Genomic DNA, 22,665 nt, shown 5'->3' with positions numbered 1-22,665 from the left:
CCCTAGAACAGCCGTCCGCCGTTTGGCACCGGCTTGCTCGGCTGCATTAGCACGACCTTGCCGTCGGCATCGGGGAAGCCGAGCGTCAGCACCTCAGAGACCACAGGCCCGATCTGGCGCGGCGGGAAATTGACGACGGCCGCGACCTGCTGTCCGACCAGCGTTTCGAGCGGGTGATTCTCGGTGATCTGCGCCGAGCTCTTGCGGACGCCGATGGCCGGGCCGAAGTCGATCCACAGCCGCCATGCCGGCTTGCGCGCCTCGGGAAACGGTTTGGCATCGACGATGGTGCCGACGCGGATATCGACCGCGAGGAACGCGTTGAAGTCGATGGTCGGCGAGGCGGATGCGGCGGGATCGTGAGTGACGTGCATGATGGGTCCGTTCGGAAGAGATCGAAAGCGTTGCTCGCAATGTTGTCGCGCGATCAGGAGTTTCGTACAACGCTACTGCACGTCACGACGTATGCGCGAGGATCGTCTTGCCCAACATCATCTACGGCATCAAGAACTGCGACACCATGAAGAAGGCGCGCACCTGGCTCGAGACCCATGGCGTGGCCTATGAGTTCCACGACTACAAGTCTGCGGGTGTGGAGAAGGACAAGCTCATGCAGTGGAGCGACAAGCTCGGCTGGGAGACGCTGCTCAATCGCGCCGGCACCACCTTCAAGAAGCTGCCCGATGCCGCCAAGGAAGGTCTGACTGAGAAAAAGGCGCTGACCCTGATGCTAGCGCAACCATCGATGATCAAGCGGCCGGTGCTGGAAATCGGCGGCAAGCTGCTGGTCGGCTTCAAGCCTGATGTCTACGACAAGGAAATCGGCGCCGCCTCGCGCAAGCGCTAGTCGGGAGCTAGTTCAGCTCGACGATCTCGGCGCTGACATCAGGGCCGCCGGACTGTTCGGCAAATTCGACGATGCCGGCCGCCGCGATGCGGCCCGGCGCTCGGTGAAACAGGTCGCGGTCGATCACCATGCTCAGTTTCGGACGCGGTGGCGCGTCATTTCCGCGCAGCAGATTCTTGATCTCGAAGCCGCCATCCTCGCAGAAGGTCTTGAGGGATGCGATGATGTGACTGACCTTGTCATCGGTCAGGAACGGGAGCAGTAGCCGTTCATAGGCGACGACGCGGCCATAGATGTCGTCGACGTCGGCAACGCTGTAGACCGGAAGACCGCGTGCGACGCATTGCTGATAGACCGGCATCACGAAGGGCGCGAGGCGCGGCCCAACATAATCGTCCAGCAGGATGCCCTTGCCGGTATGGCCATAGGCGCGCGAGATCCGCGTGCCCTCGCTCTGGATGGTCAGGCGCGCCGTCGGCGTCGAATCGTCCACGGTGAAGTAGATCAGGTCGGACAGCTCTTCCTCGAGGCGCGCGGGCTGATACTCCCAGATCGCCGGCACAGTCTGCTGGCGCGCGTAAAGTCGCAACCACGTGTTGAGCAGGTCACGCTGCTTGATCGACTTGACGACGGAGGGAAGGGCGCTGGTGAAGTCCAAAACAAGAATCTCGGCGCATGAAAACCCACGCATGATCCCGCTTACGGGAAAATTTTTGATGAAGGATGGCGTGCGGGGCCAAAGAGCGTTAACGACGACTTGACCGGCGTCTTGCGAACCGGGAGGCCGGCAGGCGACATCACAAGACCTCCAACTAAGGGAGCATAAGACTCCCGGCCGGAGGCCTGACCTGCTCAGCTTTCCGCCTTGCCTAACCCCCATCACCTCCGGCATATTCCGCGCCCGGAGGCGGCGTTTCGGGAAGGCTCCAAGGCCCCCGGAAAGCCGAAGGAACAAGGACAGCTCCGCGCACTTGCGCGGGCGGGGGGAAATCTGTTTGGCCGATGAGTTCATTCTCGAAACGGAAGGCTTGACCAAGGAGTTCGCGGGCTTCTTCGCCGTCCGCGACGTTGCGCTCAAGGTTCGCCGCGGGAGTATCCACGCGTTGATCGGCCCCAACGGCGCCGGCAAGACGACGTGCTTCAATCTTCTGACCAAATTCCTCAAACCGTCTGCCGGAAAGATCCTGTACAAGGGACAGGACATCACCGCGATGGCGCCGGCGGACGTGGCTCGCATGGGGCTGGTCCGCTCATTCCAGATTTCGGCGGTGTTTCCGCACCTGACCGCGCTGGAAAACGTCCGCGTCGCACTCCAGCGCCAGCATGGCAGCTCGTTCGATTTCTGGCGCTCGAAATCGGTGCTCAACCGTTTCAACCACCGCGCGCTGGAATTGCTGAACGATGTCGGCCTGAGCGAGTTTGCCAATACGCCTGCGGTCGAGATGCCCTACGGGCGCAAGCGCGCGCTGGAGATCGCAACGACGCTGGCGCTCGATCCGGAGATGATGCTGCTGGACGAGCCCATGGCCGGCATGGGTCACGAGGACATCGACAAGATTGCAGCGCTGATCAAGCGCATCTCGGCGAAGTACACCATCCTGATGGTGGAGCATAATTTGAGCGTTGTCGCCAATCTCTCCGACATCATCACCGTGCTGACGCGCGGGCAGGTGCTCGCGCAAGGCAACTACGCCGATCTCACCAAGGACGAGCGCGTCAAGGAAGCCTATCTGGGAGCCGGTCATGCCTGAGACTGCGATGGCCGAGGCTCCGGCAAGGGCCGCAATCGGCGGCAACATCCTTCAGGTCCGCAACCTCGAGGCCTGGTACGGCGAGTCCCACATCCTGCACGGGATCAATTTCGACGTGAACGCCGGCGAGGTCGTCACCCTGCTGGGGCGCAACGGTGCCGGCAAGACGACCACGCTCAAGTCGATCATGGGCATCATCGGCAAGCGTGCCGGGTCGATCAAATTCAACGATCAGGAGATCATGCGCGCGACCTCCGACAAGATCGCTCGCATGGGCATCGCGTTCTGTCCGGAGGAGCGGGGAATTTTCTCCAGTCTCGACGTGCGGGAGAATCTCCTGCTGCCGCCGGTGGTGCGCCCGGGCGGATTGCCGCTCGAACAGATCTTCGACCTGTTTCCGAACCTGAAGGAGCGGCTCAGCAGCCAGGGCACCAAGCTGTCCGGCGGCGAGCAGCAGATGCTCGCGATCGCGCGCATCCTGCGCACCGGCGCCAGCTTCCTGATGCTCGACGAGCCGACGGAAGGCCTCGCGCCTGTTATCATCCAGCAGATCGGTCACACCATCGCGCGGCTCAAGAAGGAGGGTTTTACCATCCTGCTGGTCGAGCAGAATTTCCGCTTCGCATCCACCGTCGCCGACCGCTATTACGTCGTCGAGCACGGCAAGATCATTGATGGATTTTCCAACGCGGAGCTTGCCGCCAACATGGACAAGCTCCACACCTATCTCGGCGTCTAGGACGGCCCGCGACGGCCCAGAGAGACGGCGAAGAATTTCATAAGGGAAGTGGCATGAAAAAGTCGATTGCATCGTTGTTGCTTGGTACGGCGTTGGCCGTGACCAGCGCTGGCGCCGCCTTCGCACAGGACAAGACGGTCAAGATCGGGGCGCTGTCGGATCAGTCCGGCCTCTATGCCGACCTCGGCGGACCCGGCTCAACGCTCGCCGCCCAAATGGCGGTCGAGGATTCCGGCCTCGCCGCGAAGGGCTGGAAGATCGACATCATCTCGGGTGATCACCAGAACAAGCCCGACATCGGCACCGCGATCGCGCGGCAGTGGTTCGACGTCGACAAGGTCGACATCATCGTCGACGTGCCGAATTCGGGCGTGGCGCTCGCCGTGAACAACGTCGTCAAGGAAAAGAACGGCGTCTACATCAATTCGGGCGCGGCGACCTCGGACCTCACGAACGCGCAATGCTCGCCCAATACCGTGCACTGGACCTACGACACCTACATGCTGGCCCACACCACGGGCCAGGCGCTGGTCAAGGCTGGCGGTGACAGCTGGTTCTTCCTGACCGCCGATTATGCTTTCGGTGCGGCGCTCGAGCGCGACACCACGGCCGTCATCACCGCCAATGGCGGCAAGGTCGTCGGCGGCGTCAAGCATCCGCTGAATACGCCTGATTTCTCGTCCTTCCTGCTCCAGGCGCAGGCTTCCAAGGCCAAGATCATCGGCCTTGCCAATGCCGGCGGCGACACCACCAACACGATCAAGCAGGCGGCCGAATTCGGCATCGTCAAGGGCGGCCAGAAGCTCGCGGCGCTGCTGCTGTTCCTCACCGACATCAAGGCGATCGGCCTGGAAACCGCGCAGGGCCTGAACTTCACCGAGACCTTCTACTGGGACATGAACGATCAGACCCGCGCCTTCTCGAAACGCTTTGCCAGCAAGATGAAGAACAGCGCGCCGCCGACCATGGTACAGGCCGGCGTTTATGCGGGCGTGCGCCACTATCTCAAGGCGCTGGATGCGCTGGGCGGCAATCCCCATGACGGCATCAAGGTCGTCGAGAAGATGAAGTCGATGCCGACCGAGGACGATCTGTTCGGCAAGGGCGAGATCGAGCCCAACGGCCGCACCATTCACAACGCCTATCTGTTCGAGGTGAAGAAGCCCGCGGAGTCCAAGGGGCCGTGGGACTTCTACAAGCTCATCGGGACGGTGCCGGGCGACCAGGCCTTCACGCCGCTCTCCGAGAGCAAGTGCGCGCTGCTTAAGAAGTAAGGCCAACCGCCCGCCGGCACGTCACGGCGGGCACTCGTTTGGGAACGCCGAAGGGACTGGGTGCTGGATCGATGCAGGCTCTCTACGCACAGCTACTGGTGGGACTGATCAACGGCTCGTTCTACGCGCTGCTCAGTCTCGGGCTCGCCGTGATCTTCGGCATGCTCAACATCATCAACTTCGCCCATGGCGCGCTCTACATGATGGGTGCGTTCGTCGCCTATTTCCTGCTGAACCTCGGCGGCGTCAATTACTGGTGGGCGCTGCTCCTGGCGCCCATCATCGTCGGCATCTTTGGGATGATCCTGGAACGGACCATGCTGCAATGGCTGACCGGGCTCGATCATCTCTACGGGCTGCTGCTGACCTTCGGGATCGCGCTGATCGTCCAGGGTGTGTTCCAAAACTATTTCGGCTCTTCCGGCCTGCCTTATGCCATTCCGGACCAGCTCAAGGGCGGCATGAATCTCGGCTTCATGTTCCTGCCCGTCTACCGCGGCTGGGTCGTCATCTTCTCGCTGGTGGTGTGTCTGGCGACCTGGTTCCTGATCGAGAAGACCCGACTCGGCGCGTACCTGCGCGCCGCCACGGAGAATCCGACGCTGGTGCGTGCCTTCGGCATCAATGTGCCGCGCATGATCACGCTCACTTACGGCCTCGGCGTCGGCCTCGCCGCGCTCGCCGGCGTGCTCTCGGCGCCGATCAACCAGGTGCGGCCGCTGATGGGCGCCGACCTCATCATCGTCGTGTTCGCGGTCGTCGTGATCGGCGGCATGGGCTCGATCATGGGCTCCATCATCACCGGCTTCGCGCTTGGTGTGATCGAAGGTCTCACAAAATATTTCTACCCCGAGGCCTCCAACACCGTCGTGTTCGTGCTGATGGTAGTGGTGCTCTTGGTGAAGCCAACGGGATTGACGGGAAGGGCAGCCTGATATGACAGCCTTGACGGACGACACGCTGCCGACGAGCCCGCGCGCGATGCGTGACGAGATGATCGCGTTCGTGGTGATGGCGCTGTTGCTGGCGTCGGTACCTTTTACGGGAGTCTATCCGTTCTTCGTGATGCAGGCGCTGTGCTTCGCGCTGCTCGCCTGTGCCTTCAATCTCCTGATCGGCTATGGGGGCCTGTTGTCGTTTGGCCACGCGATGTTCATGGGCACCGCCGGCTACTGCAGCGGGCACGCGCTGAAGGTGTGGGGACTGCCGCCCGAACTCGGCATCCTCGTCGGCATCGCCGCGGCATTCGTGCTGTCGCTCGTCACCGGCTACATCTCGATCCGCCGTCAGGGCATCTACTTCTCGATGATCACGTTGGCATTGTCGCAATTGCTGTATTTCATCTATCTCCAGGCGCCGTTCACTCATGGCGAGGATGGCATCCAGGGCATTCCACAGGGGCACTTGATCGGCGTGTTCGACCTGTCCAAGCCGACCATTCTCTATTACGTCGTGCTGGTCGGCTTCCTTGCCGGCTTCCTGCTGATCTACCGCATCATCAACTCGCCGTTCGGTGAAGTGCTCAAGTCGATCCGCGAGAACGAACCGCGCGCAATTTCGCTCGGCTACCGGACCGACCAGTACAAGTTCCTGGCGTTCGTCCTGTCGGGCACGCTGGCGGGCTTCGCCGGTGCGCTGAAAGTGTTCGTGGCGCAGAACGCCTCGCTCACCGACGTGCACTGGTCGATGTCAGGCGAGGTCGTGCTGATGACGCTGGTTGGCGGTCTCGGCACCATCTTCGGCCCGGTCGTCGGCGCCTTCGTCATTATCGCCATGCAGCAATATCTCGCGGGCTTCGGTCAGTGGGTGACGGTGATCCAGGGCTCGATCTTCGTGATTTGCGTGCTCACATTCCGCCGCGGCTTAGTCGGTGAAGTCGCGCATTACTTCCGGCGGTCGCTCTAAGTTATTGATTTATCCCGTGGTTTTCAGCCGCTTGAAAGCGGTGGATGATCCGGCTGTGGGGGTGTGAGATAACACGCGCGCAGGGCAAAAATGGTCTATGACGCTTTTGTGACGGCCCGTTCGGCCGGGCCATTTCCAACCGGTAGACCAGTCCCATGATGCGATGGTTTCGCGCTTTCCTCCCGAAGGAAGAACGGTTCTTCGACCTGTTCGACCGCCACGCCCAGACCGTGATCCAGGGTGCAATCGCGCTCCAGGGCATGCTGAAAGGCGGCGAGGAGACGCCGGTCTATTGTCAGCGTGTCAGCCAGTTCGAGAACGACGCGGACAATGTGACACGAGAGGTGCTGACGGCGGTGCGGCGCACCTTCATCACGCCGTTCGACCGCGGTGACATCAAGAACCTCATCACCTCGATGGACGATGCGATCGACCAGATGCAGCAGACGGCCAAGGCCGTGATGCTGTTCGAGGTCCGCAGCTTCGAGCCGCCGATGCGGGAGATCGGCGAGTTGCTGATCGAATGCGCCAATCTGGTGGGACGTGCGCTGCCGCTGATGCAATCGATCGGGCCGAACGTCGCGATGTTGACTGCGATCACGGAAGAGCTGACCAAGCTGGAGGGCCGCGTCGACGATCTCCATGACATCGGGCTGAAGGAGCTTTTCCTCAAGCATCGCGACGGCAGGGCGATGGATTTCATCGTCGGTGTCGAGATCTACGACCACCTCGAAAAGGTGGCCGATCGCTTCGACGACGTCGCGAACGAGATCAACAGCATCGTCATCGAGCAAGTATAGGGCAGGGCCGCCGTGGATGCTGCGTTGGGTGCTCCTGTCCTGGTCGGACTGATCGCCGTCGCGTTGCTGTTCGACTTCCTGAACGGTCTGCACGACGCCGCCAATTCGATCGCGACCATCGTCTCGACCCGCGTGCTGCGGCCGCAGTTCGCGGTGATCTGGGCGGCGTTCTTCAATTTCGTCGCCTTCATGGTGTTCGGCCTGCACGTTGCCCAAACCATCGGCACCGGCATCATCGATCCCGCGATCGTCGACGCCCAGGTGATCTTCGCGGCGCTCGTCGGCGCCATCGTCTGGAATCTCGTGACCTGGGCGCTGGGCATTCCGTCTTCCTCGTCGCACGCGCTGATCGGCGGCCTGGTCGGAGGTGGCATGGCCAAGGCTGGAATTCATGCTGCGGTGTGGAGCGGCTTGACCAAGGCGGTGCTGGCGATCGTGCTGTCGCCGCTGGTCGGCTTCCTGCTCGCAATGATGCTGGTCGCAATCGTGTCATGGGCTTCGGTGCGCTCGACGCCGTTCGCCGTCGACCGTGCCTTCCGCATCCTGCAATTCGCCTCCGCTTCGCTCTATTCGCTCGGCCACGGCGGCAACGACGCTCAGAAGACGATGGGCATCATCGCCGTGCTGCTCTATTCTCAGGGCCATCTCGGCGGTGAATTCACCGTGCCGTTCTGGGTGGTGCTGTCCTGCCAGGCCGCAATGGCGATGGGGACGCTGATGGGTGGCTGGCGCATCGTCCGCACCATGGGCCTGCGCATCACCAAGCTCACCCCGATGCAGGGCTTCTGCGCCGAGACCGGGGGCGCCGCGACCCTGTTCATGGCGACCTTCCTCGGGGTTCCCGTCTCGACCACACACACCATCACTGGCGCCATCGTCGGCGTCGGCGCGGCCCGCCGCGTCTCGGCGGTGCGCTGGAACGTGGCGAGTTCGATCGTCTATGCCTGGATCATCACGATCCCGGCCTCGGCCATCGTCGCGGCGCTGAGCTGGTGGGCGGTCCAGATCTTCAAGTGACGAGTTTCAGCCCGACGATGCCGGCCACGATCAACCCGATGCTGGCAAGGCGGAGCGCGGTGGCGGGCTCGCCGAGCAGGAAGATACCGAGCGTCGCAGTGCCGACCGCGCCGATCCCGGTCCAGACCGCATAGGCGGTTCCGACGGGCAGCGACTTGAGAGCTAAACCGAGCAGGATCACGCTGCCCGCCATGGCCGCGAGCGTGACGACGGAGGGCACGAGCCTGGTAAAACCCTCGGTATATTTCAGGCCGATCGCCCAGGTGATCTCGAGAAGACCGGCGACGAAAAGGAGACTCCAGGCCATGACGACCCTCCATTTAAGGCAGGGTCGTCCCCGCTAGGCCATGCTGACGAGCAGGGAGGCCGTCCTCCCCCAAGGCCAGTTTGGCCAAGGCCGATATGGGGCTGGCCGAAGCACTCCGCAATCACCACATGAGGCTTGATTGGGCCCATTTTCCCTGCCAAACGCTCCCGCCATGTCCGACATTGCCGCCACAGCCGACTCGACGGCCCGTTCCCCGCTTGCCACCGAAGTGGCGCGCCGACGCACCTTTGCGATCATCTCGCACCCGGACGCCGGCAAGACCACGCTGACCGAGAAGCTGCTGCTGTTCGGCGGCGCCATCAACCTGGCCGGTCAGGTCAAGGCCAAGGGTGAGCGGCGTAACACGCGCTCGGACTGGATGAAGATCGAGCGCGAGCGCGGCATCTCGGTCGTGACCTCGGTCATGACCTTCGAGTTCGAAGGCCTGGTCTTCAACCTGCTGGACACGCCGGGCCACGAGGACTTTTCGGAGGACACCTATCGCACGCTGACCGCGGTCGATTCCGCCGTGATGGTGATCGACGCAGCCAAGGGCATCGAGGCGCGGACACGCAAGTTGTTCGAGGTCTGTCGTCTCCGCGACATTCCGATCATCACGTTCATCAACAAGATGGATCGCGAGAGCCGCGACGTGTTCGAGCTGCTCGACGAGATCGAGAAGACGCTGGCGCTCGACACCACGCCAATGACCTGGCCGGTCGGCCGCGGGCGCGACTTCCTCGGGACCTACGACGTCGTCAATGGCGGCGTGCGCCTGCTCGAAGGTGGCGGCGCCAAGACCGGCGCCGCGCAGCAGATCGAGATCGCCGAACTCGCCAAGCTGAATGCGAATCTCGATGTCTCCGCCGTGAAGGACGAGCTCGAACTCGTCACGGAAGCTTCAAAGCCGTTCGAACTCGACGCCTTCCGCGAGGGCCATCTGACGCCGGTCTACTTCGGCAGCGCGCTTCGCAATTTTGGCGTCGGCGACCTCCTGGAAGGCCTCGGCAAGTTCGCTCCCGAACCCCGCGCCCAAGACAGCGACCAGCGCAAAGTGGAGGCGACCGATCCGCGCATGAGCGCCTTCGTGTTCAAGATCCAGGCCAACATGGATCCGAACCATCGCGATCGCATCGCGTTCGCGCGGCTCTGCTCCGGCAAGCTCAGCCGCGGCATGAAGGCGAAGCTGGTACGCACAGGCAAGAGCATGCCGCTGTCGAGCCCGCAATTCTTCTTTGCTCAGGACCGTTCGGTGGCGGACGAGGCCTTTGCCGGCGACGTCGTCGGCATTCCCAATCACGGCACGCTGCGGATCGGGGATACGCTCACCGACGGTGAAGATTTCAACTTCGTCGGCGTGCCGAGCTTTGCGCCTGAAATCGTCCGCCGCGTCCGTCTGACCGACGCGATGAAGGCGAAGAAGCTGAAGGAAGCGCTTCAGCAGATGTCGGAAGAGGGCGTCGTGCAGGTGTTCCGTCCGCGTGATGGTGCACCCGCGCTGGTCGGCGTGGTCGGCGCGCTGCAGCTCGACGTACTCAAGGCCCGGCTTGAAGCGGAATATTCGCTGCCGGTCGAATTCGAGGTCAGCGAGTTCCAGCTCGCGCGCTGGGTCTCGTCGGAGGATCGCAAGAAGCTCGACACTTTCATCGCGGCGAATACGTCGAGCATCGCCGATGACGTCGACGGCGATCCCGTTTATCTGGCCCGGAACGAATTCTATCTCGGCTACACCAGGGAGCGCGCCGACGGCATCGAGTTCACCAACGTCAAGGACGTGAAGAAGAAGGGGTAGGGCGAAGCCCGGCCGCTTGCCTCCACACCCTCAGCTGTCATTCCCCGCGAAGGCGGGGAATCCAGTACGCCGCGCCTCTCGGCTCTACAATGACCGCCTCTGGAATACTGGTTCGTCCGGTCAAGCCGGACGACGACACCGCAGTTGAACGCGAGCATGTGAACGCGCGCAGGCTTGACGCCGTCACGAACGGTGCCACGTTTCACAGATGCGACATCGCGAGATCAAAGCATGTGGCGCGGCATTCTCGTTTTTACAGTGTTGGCGACATCAATCGTTGCCGCCAACGCGCAGCACCGCCAGATCAATCCGATCCCGTTTGCGCATGAGCCGTGCAGCGTTCTCGACGGTCCGCCCTGCACGCCGTACTATTGCAGTCCGCTCGAGCCTGGCCCGTGTATTCCCGAGATCGATTATCCCTACGGCCAGAACCTCCAGCTCACGATCGAGAGCGTGCCCCCAGAGGCTGATCGGGCCAAGTATCAAAAGCCGGATCACGACATCGATACGATCGGCGATCTTTTTGCGGAGCTGCGTACGTGCTGGTCGCCGCCATCGGACAATGCGCGCGCCGGCATGCAGATGGCTGTCCGCTTCAGCTTCAACAAGGCTGGTGGTCTGATCGGCCCGCCGCGCCTGACCTTTGCGACTGCGGGCGTCCCCGCCGATACGCGAACTTCCTACCTCAACGCGATCAATTCATCGTTGAATGCCTGTCTCCCGCTGAAGTTCACCAGCGGCCTCGGTGACGCCTTGGCCGGACGGCCAATTGCGATCCGCTATGTCGATAATCGAGAGCTTGGAAAGTAGCCCGTCAGTTGCGAGCGGCGGCCAATCAATGATACCTCAGAGGCGGGGCGCTGGTTGAGGGAGGACGATCGTGGGTCTGCTGGTTATGATCCTGGGGCTGGCGCTGTTTTTTGCCGCCCATGTCTTCACAACGAAACGCGGCGCGCGCGCGCAGGCGATCGCGAGGCTTGGCGAGGGGACCTACAAGATTCTCTATTCGGTGGTCTCGCTTGCGGGCCTGGCGCTGATCGTCTGGGGTTTTGCGCATTATCGTGCCACCGGCTGGATCGACGTCTGGTATCCGCCGAAGGCGATGAAGCACCTTACGGTCGCGCTGATGCTGCCTGCCGTGATCCTGGTGGTCGCGTCCTATCTGCGCGGCCGCATCTATGCGACCCTGAAACATCCGATGCTCGCCGGCATCAAGCTGTGGGCGTTTGCGCATCTGCTGGCCAATGGCGATGTTGGCTCCATCATCCTGTTCGGCTCGTTCCTGGCTTGGGGCGTGTATGACCGTATTTCGCTGAAACACCGCAAGGATGCCGGGGCCCCGCCGATTCCCGTGGGCGGCATCACCAACGATCTCATCGCGATCGCGGTCGGCATCGTCGCCTATCTGGCGCTGGCGTTTGCGTTTCATCCTGTCGTGATCGGTGTTCCCGTGATGGGTGGCTAGCCGATCAGCGCAAGACATCACCTCGGTGTCCACGGGAAGGCTGGCAAAAGCAACAAGACGAGGGTATCCGATGGACTGGTCGCAATCTCAGATTCCGCCGATGCGGTTCGAGGCGCGCTTTGGCGATCGGGTGCTCCCGGCCTTCGTTGATCGACCGGCTAGTCTCTGGGCGATGATCGCCGAGGCTGCCGCGCGTAACGGGGACGGCGAAGCGCTGGTCTGCGGCAATGTACGTCTGAGCTGGCGGCAGGCGCTGGAGCAGTCCGCGCAGATTGCGACGGGATTTCGCAAGCTCGGCCTGCAGCGCGGCGATCGCGTCGCGATCCTGCTCGGCAACCGCATCGAATTTCCGCTGCTGCTGTTTGCCGCCGCGCACGAGGGGCTGGTTACCGTGTTGCTCGGCACGCGACAGCAGAAGCCGGAGATCGCCTATGTCCTGTCCGACTGTGGCGCAAAGATCCTGATCCACGAAGCTGCACTCACCGAGCGGCTGCCCGATTCGCAGGATGCGCCTGATGTGATGCACCGTATCGCCATCGACAGTGATCCGGCTCAGTCTCGCTTTGCGGTGCTCGCCGACAATGCGCCGGCTCGGGCCCCGGTCGACGTGAGCGAGGAGGATACCGCGATGATCCTCTACACTTCGGGCACGACGGGAAAGCCGAAGGGCGCGATGCTGGCCCATTGCAACATCGTGCATTCCTCGATGGTGTTCGTGTCCTGCTTGCAATTGACGGAAGCCGATCGGTCGATCGCAGCCGTCCCGCTCGCGCACGTCACGGGCGTCGTCGCCAACATCACGACCATGATCCGCTGTGGCGGCGCACTGATCATCATGCCCGAGTTCAGGGCGACCGACTACCTCAAGCTCGCCGCGCGCGAGCGCGTTACCTACACGGTGATGGTGCCGGCGATGTACAATCTCTGCCTGCTGCAACCGGATTTCGAGAGCTACGACCTGTCGAGCTGGCGCATCGGAGGCTTCGGCGGGGCGCCGATGCCCGTTGCGACCATCGAGAAGCTCAAGGCGACAATTCCAGGGCTGAAGCTGGCGAATTGCTATGGCGCGACCGAGACGACGTCACCGTCCACCATCATGCCCGGCGAGCTGACGGCGAGCCATATCGACAGCGTCGGCCTGTCGTGTCCGGGGGCGCACATCGTTGCGATGGCGGACGGGCGCGAGCTGCCGCCCGGGGAGATCGGCGAGCTCTGGATCCAGAGCGCTTCCGTCATCAAGGGCTATTGGAACAACCGGGAGGCCACGGCTGAGAGTTTCACGGCCGGCTACTGGCATTCCGGCGACCTCGGCTCGGTGGATGCCGAAGGCTTCGTCCGGGTGTTCGACCGGCAGAAGGACATGATCAATCGCGGCGGCCTCAAGATCTATTCGGCTGAGGTCGAATCCGTGCTGGCCGGCCATCCCGCCGTGGTCGAGAGCGCGATCATCGCAAAACCCTGCCCGGTGCTCGGCGAGCGCGTTCATGCGGTCGTGGTCACGCGCGTACAAATCGGCGGCGACGATCTGCGGGCGTGGTGCGCCGAGCGCTTGTCCGACTACAAGGTGCCGGAGACGATGACCGTGACCGCCGAGCCGCTCCCGCGCAATGCCAACGGCAAGGTGGTGAAGCGGCAGCTGCGGGAGCTGCTGGTCGGGTCTGAATAGGACCGGATCGGGGTACCCGGATATCCCGGACCGCGCGTTAACACCTTGATCGGCCTTGCTTTGCCTTGCCAGCGCCATATCGATAGGGTATCGCCGCCGCCACGTGGGGACGGGCTTTAGACGCGCGCGATCTGGCGCGCGCTCCCGGCCGGGCATGGGATTAGCTTAAGTGTCTGAATTATTTGACGAAGTCGACGAGGAAGTACGTCGCGAGCAGCTCAAGAAGCTGTGGGACAATTATTCGCACTATTTCATCGCGCTGATGGTGCTGGTCGTGGCGGCCGTGGGCGGCTGGCGCGGCTATCAGTATCTCGAGGCCAAGAAGGCCGCCGAAGCCGGCGCGATCTTCGAGAAGGCCGTGGAGCTGTCGGAGCAGGGCAAGCATCCGGAGGCCGAGACGGCCTTTGCCGATCTTGCTGCCAAGGCACCGTCCGGCTACCGCACCCTGGCGCGGCTTCGTGCCGCGGCCGAAGCATCGGCGCGCGATCCCAAGGCTGCAGCCAAGATGTACGACGATATCGCCGCTGACACGGGTCTTGGCAGCGAGTGGCGCGATCTTGCGAAGATTCGCGCCGCCGGTTTGCTGGTGGACAGCGCGAGCTATGCCGACATCCAGCAGCGGCTGGAGGCCTCCGCCGAACCCAAATCGACCTACCGCCATAGCGCCCGCGAGTTGCTGGCGCTGTCGGCCTGGCGCAACAACGACATGACCGCAGCCCGCAAATGGGTCGACGCCATCGCCGAGGACGGCGAAACGCCGCCCGGCCTGCGTTCGCGCGCCGAGGCGCTCCAGGCCTTGCTGCCGCCCGTCGCCAAAAGCTGACGGTCCTGAGAGTCCAGACGAGATATCGATATGCGCCGCACGCCTCGCTTGATCGCTGCCGCCGTCCTGATCGCCTTCACGGGCGTGCTGGGCGGCTGCTCCAGCTTCGATCCGAGCGATCTGCTCGATTTCCTCGACACCAAGAAGAAGCTGCCCGGCGATCGCAAGCCGGTCTTCCCGGAGGGCGTGCCGGGTCTCGAGCAGGGCGTGCCGAAGGAGCTGTACAAGGGTGCGCAGCAACAGCAGGATGCGAACGCGCCTGCCGTCGCGGCGCTGCCGGCCGAACCGCCGCCTGCTGAGCCGGCGAAGCCGTCGAAATCCCCCAAGGGCAAGAAGACCAGACAGCCGGCCGCGACCGCGGCGACACCGGCTGAAGCGCCGGCCGGCGAAATCGATGGCGAGGCTCAGCCGGAAGCTGCGCCAGCGCCTGCCGCCCCGCCGCCCAAGCACAAGATCGTCCGCAAGCGCACCACCGCGCCGCCGCCGGACCAGCAATCCGCACAGCAGCCGGTACAGCCGGCGCAGACCACCCAGCAACCGCAGACGCAAGGGGCTTTCCCGGCGCCAATGCCCAGCGGCAGTTTCTCCCGCTGATATTTCTCACAGAATTGACAGTCGCCACCTCCGCGGCGCACGAATGACCAATGTCCTTTACGATTGCCATCATCGGCCGACCCAATGTCGGCAAATCGACGCTGTTCAACCGTCTGGTGGGACAGAAGCTCGCGCTCGTCGATGATCTGCCCGGCGTCACCCGCGACCGCCGCGAGGGTGAGGCCAAGCTCGGCGACCTCGAATTCACCATCATCGACACTGCCGGTCTTGACGAGGGCGCCAAGGGCTCGCTGACGGCACGCATGCAGGAGCAGACCGAGGCCGCGATCGCGCAGGCCGATGCGCTGTTCTTCGTGATCGATGCCCGGATCGGCCTCACCCCGACCGACCGCGCTTTCGCCGACTTCGCCCGCAAGGCCAACAAGCCGGTGCTGCTGGTCGCCAACAAGAGCGAAGGCAAGCATGGCGATGCCGGCGCCATGGAGGCATTTGCGCTAGGCCTCGGCGATCCCATCCAGATCTCGGCCGAGCACGGCGAGGGCATGGGCGAACTTTACGACGAACTCGCCAAGCTGCTGCCGGAGCCCGTCGACGAAGACCAGATCGAGGACGACGAGCCGCTCACCGAGGAAGAAGCCGCGACGCGCCCGATCCGGGTGGCCGTTGTCGGCCGTCCCAATGCCGGCAAGTCGACCCTGATCAACCATTTGCTCGGCGAGGAACGCCTGCTGACCAGCCCGGAGGCCGGCACCACGCGCGATTCCATCGCGGTCGAGATCAACTGGAAGGGCCGCGATTTTCGTGTGTTCGACACCGCAGGTCTTCGCCGGCGCTCGCGCATCGAGGAGAAGCTGGAGAAGCTCTCGGTTGCGGACGCGCTGCGCGCGGTGCGCTTTGCCGAAGTCGTCGTGATGATGATGGACTCCCAGAATCGCTTCGAGGAGCAGGATCTGCGCATCACCGACCTGATCGAGCGCGAGGGCCGCGCGGTCGTGCTGGCCGTCAACAAATGGGATCTGATGGAGACCAAGGGCGGCGGCGCGATCTCAGGCCTGCGCCGCGATGCCGACCATTGGTTGCCGCAGCTCAAGGGCGTGCCGATCGTCGCCGTATCCGGACTGATGGGCGAAGGCATCGATCGTCTGATGCAGGCGATCCAGGATGCCTATGCACTGTGGAACAGGCGCGTGCCGACGTCTGCGCTCAATCGCTGGTTCGAGCAGGCGGTCCAGGCCAACCCGCCGCCTGCCGTGTCCGGCCGCCGGTTGAAGCTGAACTACATCACACAGACCAAGGCGCGGCCGCCGAGCTTCGTGTTGTTCTGCTCGCGCGCGGATGCGGTGCCGCAGTCTTATCTGCGCTATCTCATCAACTCGATGCGCGAGGCCTTCGACCTGCCGGGTACGCCGGTGCGCATCACCCTGCGCGAGAAGACCAATCCCTTCGCCCACAAGCGCAAGCGGCCATCGTGAGCGTGCTGCTCGACACGCCCGCGCTTGGTGGGATCGCATCTCGACCGGTGAGGGCGGTGAGCAGTCGCTGAATCGCCATTCCGGGCGACGCGGAGCATCGAACCTCTCGAGATCCCGGGTCTGGTGCTAGCGCACCATCCCGGGATGACTGTTACGCGGTCACTTCTTCACCAGCGGACACTCGCTGTCCTTGAGAGGCCTGGCGGCATCTTCCGCGGAGATGGTGGCGACCAGCTTGTAATAGTCCCACGGTCCCTTCGATTCCTCCGGCTTCTTCACCTCGAACAGATAGGCCGGAATGATACGGCGGCCGTCCTCGCGCAGCGGGCCCTTGCCGAACAGCGCATCGGCGGTCGGGATTTGCTTCATCTTGGCGACGACCTTGGCGCCGTCATGCGGATTGCCGCCGAGCGCCTCGAGCGCCTTGAGGTAATGGATCACGCCGGCATAGTTGCCGGCCTGGGTCATTGACGGCATCGCGTGGTTGGCGACCTTTTCCTGGAACTTCTTCGACCAGGCGCGGGTGCCGTCGTTGAGATCCCAATAGAAGGATTCGGTGAAGGTCAGGCCGTGTGCGGTCTTGAGGCCGAGCGAGTGGACGTCGTTGATGAAGAGCAGAAGCGCCGCGAGCTTCTGGCCGCCTTCGACGATGCCGAACTCGGCCGCCTGCTTGATTGCGTTGGTGGTGTCGCCGCCGGCGTTGGCGAGCCCGACGATCTTCGCCTTGGAGTTCTGTGCCTGGAGCAGGAACGACGAGAAATCCGAGGTGTTGAGCGGGTGCTTGACGCCGCCGAGCACCTTGCCGCCGTTCGCAGTGACAACGGCACTGGTGTCGCGCTCGAGCGCGGCGCCGAAGGCATAGTCGGCGGTCAGGAAGAACCAGCTATCGCCGCCGGCCTTGGTCAGCGCCTTCCCGGTGCCGTTGGCGAGCATATAGGTGTCGTAGGTATAGGAGATGGTGTTGGCGTTGCAGGCCTTGCCGGTGAGGTCGGCGCTGGCACCGCCATTGTTGAGCAGGACGACGTTCTTTTCCTTGGCGACGTTGCTGACCGCCAGCGCCACGCCGGAGTTCGGCGTGTCGGTGATCATGTCGACCTTCTGGGTGTCGATCCACTGCCGCGCAATGTTGACGCCGATGTCAGGCTTGTTCTGGTGATCACCGCTGACGACCTCGATCTTCCAGCCCTTGGCCAGCAGACCGGAATCCTCGACCGCCATCTTGACGGCCGCCACGGAGCCGGGACCACCGATGTCGGCGTAAAGGCTCGACATGTCGTTGAGCACGCCGATGGTGACCGTCTTGTCTTGCTTATCCTGGGCAAAAGCAGATGTGGCAAAGCCGAAAGCGGCGCAGGCGAGAAGGGCCGCTGAGCGGCGCGCGAAATTCGTCGTCATAAAGGGTTTCCTCCATTGTCAAATATGCGGACGGCTCTCTTGCGGAGCCTTGGTCCGGCGAATTTCCGTAGCCTGTCCCCGGAACGGCGGCAATGCGCCTAAAGCCGGATGATGCTGCGTCGTAGCGTCATCCGTCGGTTAACTTTTGGGCAAAATGCGTTGAGGCGCCATTTCAGCGCGTCCGAGTCGATCACGCCGGCGCGCGGAAGCTCATCAGGCTGCGCGTCTTGTAGTCGTAGAACTTGCCGGTCTCGGTCCAGTCGGGCGTGCACAGCGGGACGATGAATTCGGCGACCTGCTCGGGCGTGTCGAGCGTTGCGGGATCTTCGCCCGGCATCAGGGTGGCGCGCATGCGGGTGCGGATCGGGCCGGGGTTGAACAGGTTGACGCGAATGGCCGTGTTCGCGGTCTCCTGCGCCCAGGCGCGCGCCAGTGTCTCCAGCGCGGACTTTGAGGCAGCGTAGGGGCTGACATAGGCGGTCGCCTTGCTGGCAGCGCCTGAGGTGATGAACACGGCGCGGCCGGCGTCGGATTGCTTCAGCAGCGGCTCCATGCAGCGGATCAGCTGGAAGTTCGCGGAGACGTTGACGGCCATGACGTCGTTGAACGTCTTCAGCTCGATATGGCCGACCGGTGAGGAGGGGCCGAGCACGCCGGCATTGCCGACGAGAATGTCGAGCTTGCCGTAGCGCTCATGCAGGCCGGCGCCTAACCGCGCGATCCCGTCGGAATCGGTGAGGTTGAGCGGCACCAGCGTGGTGCTGCCGCCCACCTTGCGGATTTCGTCGTCGAGCTCCTCGAGCCCACCCTGCGTGCGCGCGGTCGCAACGATATGTGCTCCGGCTTTTGCAAGCGCGAGCGCCGTGGCGAAGCCGATGCCGCGAGAGGCGCCGGTGACGAGAGCGATGCGGTTGGCGAGAGGCTTTGTCATGCCCGGGTTTTACAGGCGTGGCTGGCTCGCACAAGCCCCACGACACCCGTCATTCCGGGCGGTCCAGAGGACCGAACCCGGAATCTCGAGATCCCGGGTTCGATGCCTCGCATCGCCCCGGGATGACGGCTGCGCCGTCAGCTCGCCTCCGCCAGCAGCGACAGCTGCCGCGGCTGCGGCTCGATCTGGGTCTGGTCGGTGAGGTGGGTCGGATAGACGCCGGTGAAGCAGTGATCCGCAAATTTCGGATTGGCGGGGTCGCGGCCGGGCTCGCCCATCGCGCGGTACATGCCGTCGATCGACAGGAAGGCGAGCGAGTCGGCGCCGATCAGCTCGCGCATCTCCTCCAGCGAATGCGTCGCGGCCAAGAGGCCGCCGCGGTCGGGCAGGTCGATGCCGTAATAGTCAGGATAGAGGATCGGCGGCGAGGCGAGGCGGAAGTGCACCTCCTTGGCACCGGCATCGCGCATCATGCGCACGATCTTCTTCGACGTGGTGCCGCGCACCAGGGAGTCGTCGATCAGGATGATGCGCTTGCCTTCGATCGCGGCGCGGTTGGCCGAGTGCTTCATGCGCACGCCGGATTCGCGGATCGCCTGTGTGGGCTGGATGAAGGTGCGGCCGACATAATGGTTGCGGATGATGCCGAGTTCGAACGGCACGCCCGAATGCTGGCTGTAGCCGACCGCGGCGGGCACGCCGGAATCCGGCACCGGCACCACGACATCGACAGGCACATGGCTCTCGCGCGCGAGCTGCGCGCCAAAGGCCTTGCGCACCTCGTAGACCGAGCGGCCGTGGACGATGGAGTCAGGACGCGAGAAGTAGATGTATTCGAAGATGCACGGGCGCGGCGCCATCGGCGGGAACGGCTTGTGGATGTCCTGGCCGTTCTCGTCGAACACGATGACTTCGCCGGGCTCGATGTCGCGCACGAAGCGCGCGCCGATGATGTCGAGCGCGCAGGTCTCCGACGTCAGGATCGGGCAACCGTCGAGCTCGCCGAGCACCAGCGGACGGATGCCGCGCGGATCGCGCGCGCCGACCAGCTTCTTGTTGGTGAGTGAGACCAGCGCATAGGCGCCTTCGATCTCGCGCAACGCGTCGATATAGCGCTCGATGAAGCGGCTTCGCCTGGAGCGCGCGACCAGATGCAGGATCACCTCGGTGTCGGAGGTCGACTGCATCATCGCGCCGTTCTTGACGAGTTCGCGGCGCAGCGTCAGGCCGTTGGAGAGGTTGCCGTTGTGAGCGACGGCGAGACCGCCGGCATTGAGCTCGGCGAACAGCGGCTGCACGTTGCGCAGGATGGTGGCACCGGTCGTGGCGTAACGGACGTGGCCGACTGCCATGGTGCCGGGAAGGCGGTCGATGACCTCGCGGCGGGAGAAGGTGTCGCCGACGAGGCCGAGGCGGCGTTCGCTGTGGAAGCGGCCGCCGTCGTAGGAGACGATACCGGCGGCTTCCTGGCCGCGGTGTTGGAGCGCGTGGAGGCCGAGCGCCGTGATGGCGGCAGCATCAGGGTGTCCGTAGATGCCGAAGACGCCGCATTCCTCGCGGACCGTATCTCCGTCCAGGTCGTCCTGAAGCTCTAGCGCGGCGGAGCCGGGATCGAGTTCAGTATGGGCGTCCTGGTCAGGGTGTCGCATCTCGTCCGCGCCTCTCTTTAGGGCTCAATCAACGCGCTGCCGGTTTCTCGATCAGCTTCTTCAGGCTGTCACGAGCAGGTTTACTGTACCCGTCGCCGCTGCCCGAAGGCTGCTGCTCGGTGTCAGCTTGATCATCATCTGGTTTGTTTTTCTTGAATCTCTTCAAGATGGTGTTCTCGGGGTCGTCAGGCAAGAGGGACATCAGCCAATCCCCGGTTCCCTGGAGCACCACGCGGGACTTCGCCCCCGAGACCCAGTCCGGGCGCTGCTTGTCCGGCACCAGCCACGTGAAGAACAGGAAGGCGACCACGACGATCAAAAGCCCGCGAGCGAGGCCAAACAGGAACCCGAGAGTCCGGTCCAGCGCGCCGATCCGCGAATCCAGGATCATGTCGGAGATCCGGACCGTGATGACGGAGACCACGACCAGGGTCCCGACGAACACGCCGGCGACCACGACCACGCTCGCGACGGTGTCGTTGTTGAAATAGGTCTTGGCGGTCGGAAGCAGCTTGGAAAAGGAGTACAGCGTCACGATCGCGGCGGTGCCCCAGGCTGCAATCGAGAGGATTTCGCGCATGAAGCCGCGGACCATGGCGAGCAGGCCCGAAATCAGCATCACACCGAGCAGGATCAGGTCGAGGAGTGTTACTGGCATCGGCTGGTCTGGTCCGCTCGTACGCTCAAAGGGTGCTCAGCGCATCGGGTGTTTGGCGGCCGCCCTAAATGATGGACAGACGGCGCTTCCGGCAAGGCCGCAAGCACACAATCCCATGCTGCTTTTGTGACGGCTGTATAGCGGCGGGGGCGCTTGACGTCACCTCCACCTAACCCTCTCCACGGCGGAATCTTGCCGGTGTGGCATTTTTCTCCGCCGATGGCGGCGCGTCGCCACGGCGGGAGCCTTTGGCTGCGATTTCGGCGACCAGGGTGGTCAGGCTATTGACCGCGTTCAGGGTCAGTCCGGCGTCACCGGCCGCATCGCCGCCCCGGGCCGATTCGGGCAGCACGGCGCGCTTGAAGCCGAGCTTGACCGCTTCCTTGAGCCTTGCAGGGGTCTGCGCCACCGGGCGAATGACGCCGGAGAGCGAAATCTCGCCGAAATAGACTGCATCGGTGGGTAACTGCGCATTAACCAGCGACGACACCAGCGCGGCAGCCGCGGCCATATCGGCCGCCGGCTCGTGGATGCGCAGACCGCCTGCGACATTAAGATACACGTCGTGGCCTGAGAGCTTGACCCCGCAATGGGCCTCCAGCACCGCCAGCACCATCGAGAGCCTGCTCTGATCCCAGCCGACCACGGCGCGGCGTGGGGTGCCGAGCGAGGTGGGCGCCACCAGCGCCTGCAATTCGACCAGAACGGGCCGGGTGCCTTCGATGCCCGCGAAGACTGCCGTGCCGGGGGTGCCGAGATCGCGCTCGGACAGAAACAGCTCCGACGGGTTGGTGACCTCACGCAGGCCAAGCCCGGTCATCTCGAACACGCCGATCTCGTCGGTTGGACCGAAGCGGTTCTTGACGGCGCGCAGGATGCGGAATTGCTGCGAGCCTTCGCCCTCGAAGGACATCACGGCATCGACCATGTGTTCGACGACACGGGGGCCGGCAATCTGGCCGTCCTTGGTGACGTGGCCGACGAGGATGATGGCAGCTCCCGTCTTCTTGGCGAACCGAATGAGCGCCTGCGCCGAGGCGCGCACCTGCGTCACAGTGCCGGGTGCCGATTCCACCGTGTCGGTCCACATGGTCTGGATCGAGTCGATGACGATCAGGCGCGGGACGGCGCCTTCCGACAGCGTCGAGACGATGTCCTCGACCGAGGTCTCCGCCGCGAGTTGCACCGGCGCATCCGACAACCCAAGTCGCTCGGCGCGCAGCCGCACCTGGGCGATGGCTTCTTCGCCGGAGATGTAGACGATGCGGTGGCCGGCGCGTGCCATCATGCTGGTCGCCTGCGTCAGCAGCGTCGACTTGCCGATTCCGGGATCACCGCCGACCAGCAGCACCGAGCCGCGCACGAAGCCACCGCCGGTGACGCGGTCGAGCTCGGTCATGCCCGATGACATCCGCGGCGCCTCCGGGCTCTTGCCGGCCAGGCTCTCCAGCGCGAACGTGCGGCCCTTGCGCTTGGAGCGGATCGAGACCGGCACGCTGCCGGACGTGTCCTCTTCGGCCAGCGTGTTCCACTCGCCGCAGGACTCGCACTTGCCCTGCCAGCGGTTATAAGCCGCGCCGCAGTTCTGGCAGACGAAGGAAAGCGTATTCTTGGCCATG

General features: G+C 63.8%; 23 protein-coding genes. 15 read left to right on the top strand and 8 right to left on the bottom strand.

The window, feature by feature from the left end; translation table 11 throughout:
* Window positions 1–2: 2 nt before the first annotated feature.
* Entirely contained in the window at window positions 3–374 is a 372-nt protein-coding gene (locus tag BM222_RS27025; protein ID WP_092234717.1) for a tRNA-binding protein, read from the bottom strand.
* A 107-nt stretch (window positions 375–481) separates the two neighbouring features.
* Here BM222_RS27025 and BM222_RS27020 point away from each other — a divergent pair, with 107 nt between their 5' ends.
* On the top strand, window positions 482–847 hold the full coding sequence (locus BM222_RS27020; RefSeq protein WP_092234715.1) for an ArsC family reductase: 366 nt from the start codon (window positions 482–484) through the stop codon (window positions 845–847).
* Window positions 848–854: 7 nt separating this feature from the next.
* On the opposite strand, the gene BM222_RS27015 is transcribed toward BM222_RS27020, so the two are convergent.
* Window positions 855–1,538, bottom strand: coding sequence for a PAS domain-containing protein (locus tag BM222_RS27015; protein WP_092234713.1), 684 nt, complete (start codon window positions 1,536–1,538; stop codon window positions 855–857).
* A gap of 304 nt (window positions 1,539–1,842) precedes the next feature.
* On the opposite strand from BM222_RS27015, the gene BM222_RS27010 reads away from it, so the two are divergent.
* The 7 genes from BM222_RS27010 (at window position 1,843) to BM222_RS26980 (ending at window position 8,333) form a co-directional block, all read left to right on the top strand.
* On the top strand, window positions 1,843–2,598 hold the full coding sequence (locus BM222_RS27010) for an ABC transporter ATP-binding protein (protein WP_092234711.1): 756 nt from the start codon (window positions 1,843–1,845) through the stop codon (window positions 2,596–2,598).
* The gene (locus BM222_RS27005) at window positions 2,591–3,337 is read left to right on the top strand and encodes an ABC transporter ATP-binding protein (RefSeq protein ID WP_092234709.1); all 747 of its coding nucleotides are present in this window, start codon (window positions 2,591–2,593) and stop codon (window positions 3,335–3,337) included. Before BM222_RS27010 ends, BM222_RS27005 begins: the two co-directional genes overlap by 8 nt.
* 53 nt (window positions 3,338–3,390) lie before the next feature.
* Window positions 3,391–4,611 (top strand): ABC transporter substrate-binding protein, encoded by a 1,221-nt coding sequence (locus tag BM222_RS27000; protein WP_092234707.1) that lies wholly within the window; start codon window positions 3,391–3,393, stop codon window positions 4,609–4,611.
* A 71-nt stretch (window positions 4,612–4,682) separates the two neighbouring features.
* Window positions 4,683–5,546 carry a branched-chain amino acid ABC transporter permease gene (locus BM222_RS26995; protein WP_092234705.1) on the top strand — a complete coding sequence of 288 codons (864 nt, stop codon included), beginning with the start codon at window positions 4,683–4,685 and terminating at the stop codon, window positions 5,544–5,546.
* Between the two features lies 1 nt (window position 5,547).
* The gene (locus BM222_RS26990; protein ID WP_092234703.1) at window positions 5,548–6,516 is read left to right on the top strand and encodes a branched-chain amino acid ABC transporter permease; all 969 of its coding nucleotides are present in this window, start codon (window positions 5,548–5,550) and stop codon (window positions 6,514–6,516) included.
* A gap of 155 nt (window positions 6,517–6,671) precedes the next feature.
* Complete coding sequence (locus tag BM222_RS26985) at window positions 6,672–7,316, top strand: DUF47 domain-containing protein (RefSeq protein WP_092234701.1); 645 nt, start codon at window positions 6,672–6,674, stop codon at window positions 7,314–7,316.
* 12 nt (window positions 7,317–7,328) lie between these two features.
* Entirely contained in the window at window positions 7,329–8,333 is a 1,005-nt protein-coding gene (locus tag BM222_RS26980) for an inorganic phosphate transporter (protein ID WP_092234699.1), read from the top strand.
* On the opposite strand, the gene sugE is transcribed toward BM222_RS26980, so the two are convergent.
* A complete protein-coding gene (gene sugE, locus BM222_RS26975; protein ID WP_092234697.1) occupies window positions 8,326–8,640 on the bottom strand; it encodes a quaternary ammonium compound efflux SMR transporter SugE in 315 nt (104 codons plus the stop codon). The genes BM222_RS26980 and sugE overlap by 8 nt on opposite strands.
* Before the next feature lie 172 nt (window positions 8,641–8,812).
* Between sugE and BM222_RS26970 the strand changes: the two genes are divergently transcribed.
* The 7 genes from BM222_RS26970 (at window position 8,813) to der (ending at window position 16,413) form a co-directional block, all read left to right on the top strand.
* Complete coding sequence (locus tag BM222_RS26970; protein ID WP_092234695.1) at window positions 8,813–10,432, top strand: peptide chain release factor 3; 1,620 nt, start codon at window positions 8,813–8,815, stop codon at window positions 10,430–10,432.
* Window positions 10,433–10,663: 231 nt separating this feature from the next.
* On the top strand, window positions 10,664–11,242 hold the full coding sequence (locus tag BM222_RS26965; protein ID WP_092234693.1) for a UCP034077 family protein: 579 nt from the start codon (window positions 10,664–10,666) through the stop codon (window positions 11,240–11,242).
* Window positions 11,243–11,312: 70 nt separating this feature from the next.
* Window positions 11,313–11,897 carry an NnrU family protein gene (locus BM222_RS26960; protein ID WP_092234691.1) on the top strand — a complete coding sequence of 195 codons (585 nt, stop codon included), beginning with the start codon at window positions 11,313–11,315 and terminating at the stop codon, window positions 11,895–11,897.
* A gap of 70 nt (window positions 11,898–11,967) precedes the next feature.
* A complete protein-coding gene (locus BM222_RS26955; RefSeq protein ID WP_092234689.1) occupies window positions 11,968–13,563 on the top strand; it encodes a class I adenylate-forming enzyme family protein in 1,596 nt (531 codons plus the stop codon).
* Between the two features lie 169 nt (window positions 13,564–13,732).
* Window positions 13,733–14,386: a tetratricopeptide repeat protein gene (locus tag BM222_RS26950; RefSeq protein WP_092234687.1), complete on the top strand. Its 654-nt coding sequence runs from the start codon at window positions 13,733–13,735 to the stop codon at window positions 14,384–14,386.
* Window positions 14,387–14,416: 30 nt separating this feature from the next.
* Window positions 14,417–14,980, top strand: coding sequence for a hypothetical protein (locus BM222_RS26945; RefSeq protein ID WP_092234685.1), 564 nt, complete (start codon window positions 14,417–14,419; stop codon window positions 14,978–14,980).
* 50 nt (window positions 14,981–15,030) lie between these two features.
* On the top strand, window positions 15,031–16,413 hold the full coding sequence (gene der, locus BM222_RS26940; protein WP_092234682.1) for a ribosome biogenesis GTPase Der: 1,383 nt from the start codon (window positions 15,031–15,033) through the stop codon (window positions 16,411–16,413).
* A 159-nt stretch (window positions 16,414–16,572) separates the two neighbouring features.
* Here the strand turns inward: der and BM222_RS26935 are convergent, their stop codons facing one another.
* From BM222_RS26935 to radA, 5 genes are all read right to left on the bottom strand, one after another.
* Window positions 16,573–17,808 carry an ABC transporter substrate-binding protein gene (locus tag BM222_RS26935; protein WP_092234680.1) on the bottom strand — a complete coding sequence of 412 codons (1,236 nt, stop codon included), beginning with the start codon at window positions 17,806–17,808 and terminating at the stop codon, window positions 16,573–16,575.
* A gap of 190 nt (window positions 17,809–17,998) precedes the next feature.
* The gene (locus tag BM222_RS26930) at window positions 17,999–18,739 is read right to left on the bottom strand and encodes an SDR family NAD(P)-dependent oxidoreductase (protein ID WP_092234676.1); all 741 of its coding nucleotides are present in this window, start codon (window positions 18,737–18,739) and stop codon (window positions 17,999–18,001) included.
* Window positions 18,740–18,876: 137 nt separating this feature from the next.
* The gene (gene purF, locus BM222_RS26925) at window positions 18,877–20,388 is read right to left on the bottom strand and encodes an amidophosphoribosyltransferase (protein WP_092234674.1); all 1,512 of its coding nucleotides are present in this window, start codon (window positions 20,386–20,388) and stop codon (window positions 18,877–18,879) included.
* A 28-nt stretch (window positions 20,389–20,416) separates the two neighbouring features.
* Complete coding sequence (locus BM222_RS26920) at window positions 20,417–21,046, bottom strand: CvpA family protein (RefSeq protein ID WP_092234672.1); 630 nt, start codon at window positions 21,044–21,046, stop codon at window positions 20,417–20,419.
* Window positions 21,047–21,215: 169 nt separating this feature from the next.
* Window positions 21,216–22,664 (bottom strand): DNA repair protein RadA, encoded by a 1,449-nt coding sequence (radA, locus tag BM222_RS26915; RefSeq protein WP_092234669.1) that lies wholly within the window; start codon window positions 22,662–22,664, stop codon window positions 21,216–21,218.
* Window position 22,665 lies beyond the last annotated feature (1 nt).

The sequence above is a fragment of the Bradyrhizobium sp. Gha genome (assembly GCF_900113735.1).
Classification (GTDB): domain Bacteria; phylum Pseudomonadota; class Alphaproteobacteria; order Rhizobiales; family Xanthobacteraceae; genus Bradyrhizobium.
The sequence above is the reverse complement of the archived record's forward strand: the minus strand, read 5'-3'. Positions and strand labels throughout refer to the sequence as shown.

What these genes read in the sequence shown, in the direction of transcription:
- BM222_RS27025 (WP_092234717.1), bottom strand. Translation starts at nt 374, where the DNA reads ATGCACGTCACTCACGATCCCGCCGCATCCGCCTCGCCGACCATCGAC.
- BM222_RS27015 (WP_092234713.1), bottom strand. Translation starts at nt 1,538, where the DNA reads ATGCGTGGGTTTTCATGCGCCGAGATTCTTGTTTTGGACTTCACCAGC.
- BM222_RS27005 (WP_092234709.1), top strand. Translation starts at nt 2,591, where the DNA reads ATGCCTGAGACTGCGATGGCCGAGGCTCCGGCAAGGGCCGCAATCGGC.
- BM222_RS27000 (WP_092234707.1), top strand. Translation starts at nt 3,391, where the DNA reads ATGAAAAAGTCGATTGCATCGTTGTTGCTTGGTACGGCGTTGGCCGTG.
- BM222_RS26995 (WP_092234705.1), top strand. Translation starts at nt 4,683, where the DNA reads ATGCAGGCTCTCTACGCACAGCTACTGGTGGGACTGATCAACGGCTCG.
- BM222_RS26990 (WP_092234703.1), top strand. Translation starts at nt 5,548, where the DNA reads ATGACAGCCTTGACGGACGACACGCTGCCGACGAGCCCGCGCGCGATG.
- BM222_RS26985 (WP_092234701.1), top strand. Translation starts at nt 6,672, where the DNA reads ATGATGCGATGGTTTCGCGCTTTCCTCCCGAAGGAAGAACGGTTCTTC.
- sugE (WP_092234697.1), bottom strand. Translation starts at nt 8,640, where the DNA reads ATGGCCTGGAGTCTCCTTTTCGTCGCCGGTCTTCTCGAGATCACCTGG.
- BM222_RS26970 (WP_092234695.1), top strand. Translation starts at nt 8,813, where the DNA reads ATGTCCGACATTGCCGCCACAGCCGACTCGACGGCCCGTTCCCCGCTT.
- BM222_RS26965 (WP_092234693.1), top strand. Translation starts at nt 10,664, where the DNA reads ATGTGGCGCGGCATTCTCGTTTTTACAGTGTTGGCGACATCAATCGTT.
- BM222_RS26955 (WP_092234689.1), top strand. Translation starts at nt 11,968, where the DNA reads ATGGACTGGTCGCAATCTCAGATTCCGCCGATGCGGTTCGAGGCGCGC.
- BM222_RS26945 (WP_092234685.1), top strand. Translation starts at nt 14,417, where the DNA reads ATGCGCCGCACGCCTCGCTTGATCGCTGCCGCCGTCCTGATCGCCTTC.
- der (WP_092234682.1), top strand. Translation starts at nt 15,031, where the DNA reads ATGTCCTTTACGATTGCCATCATCGGCCGACCCAATGTCGGCAAATCG.
- BM222_RS26935 (WP_092234680.1), bottom strand. Translation starts at nt 17,808, where the DNA reads ATGACGACGAATTTCGCGCGCCGCTCAGCGGCCCTTCTCGCCTGCGCC.
- BM222_RS26930 (WP_092234676.1), bottom strand. Translation starts at nt 18,739, where the DNA reads ATGACAAAGCCTCTCGCCAACCGCATCGCTCTCGTCACCGGCGCCTCT.
- purF (WP_092234674.1), bottom strand. Translation starts at nt 20,388, where the DNA reads ATGCGACACCCTGACCAGGACGCCCATACTGAACTCGATCCCGGCTCC.
- BM222_RS26920 (WP_092234672.1), bottom strand. Translation starts at nt 21,046, where the DNA reads ATGCCAGTAACACTCCTCGACCTGATCCTGCTCGGTGTGATGCTGATT.
- radA (WP_092234669.1), bottom strand. Translation starts at nt 22,664, where the DNA reads ATGGCCAAGAATACGCTTTCCTTCGTCTGCCAGAACTGCGGCGCGGCT.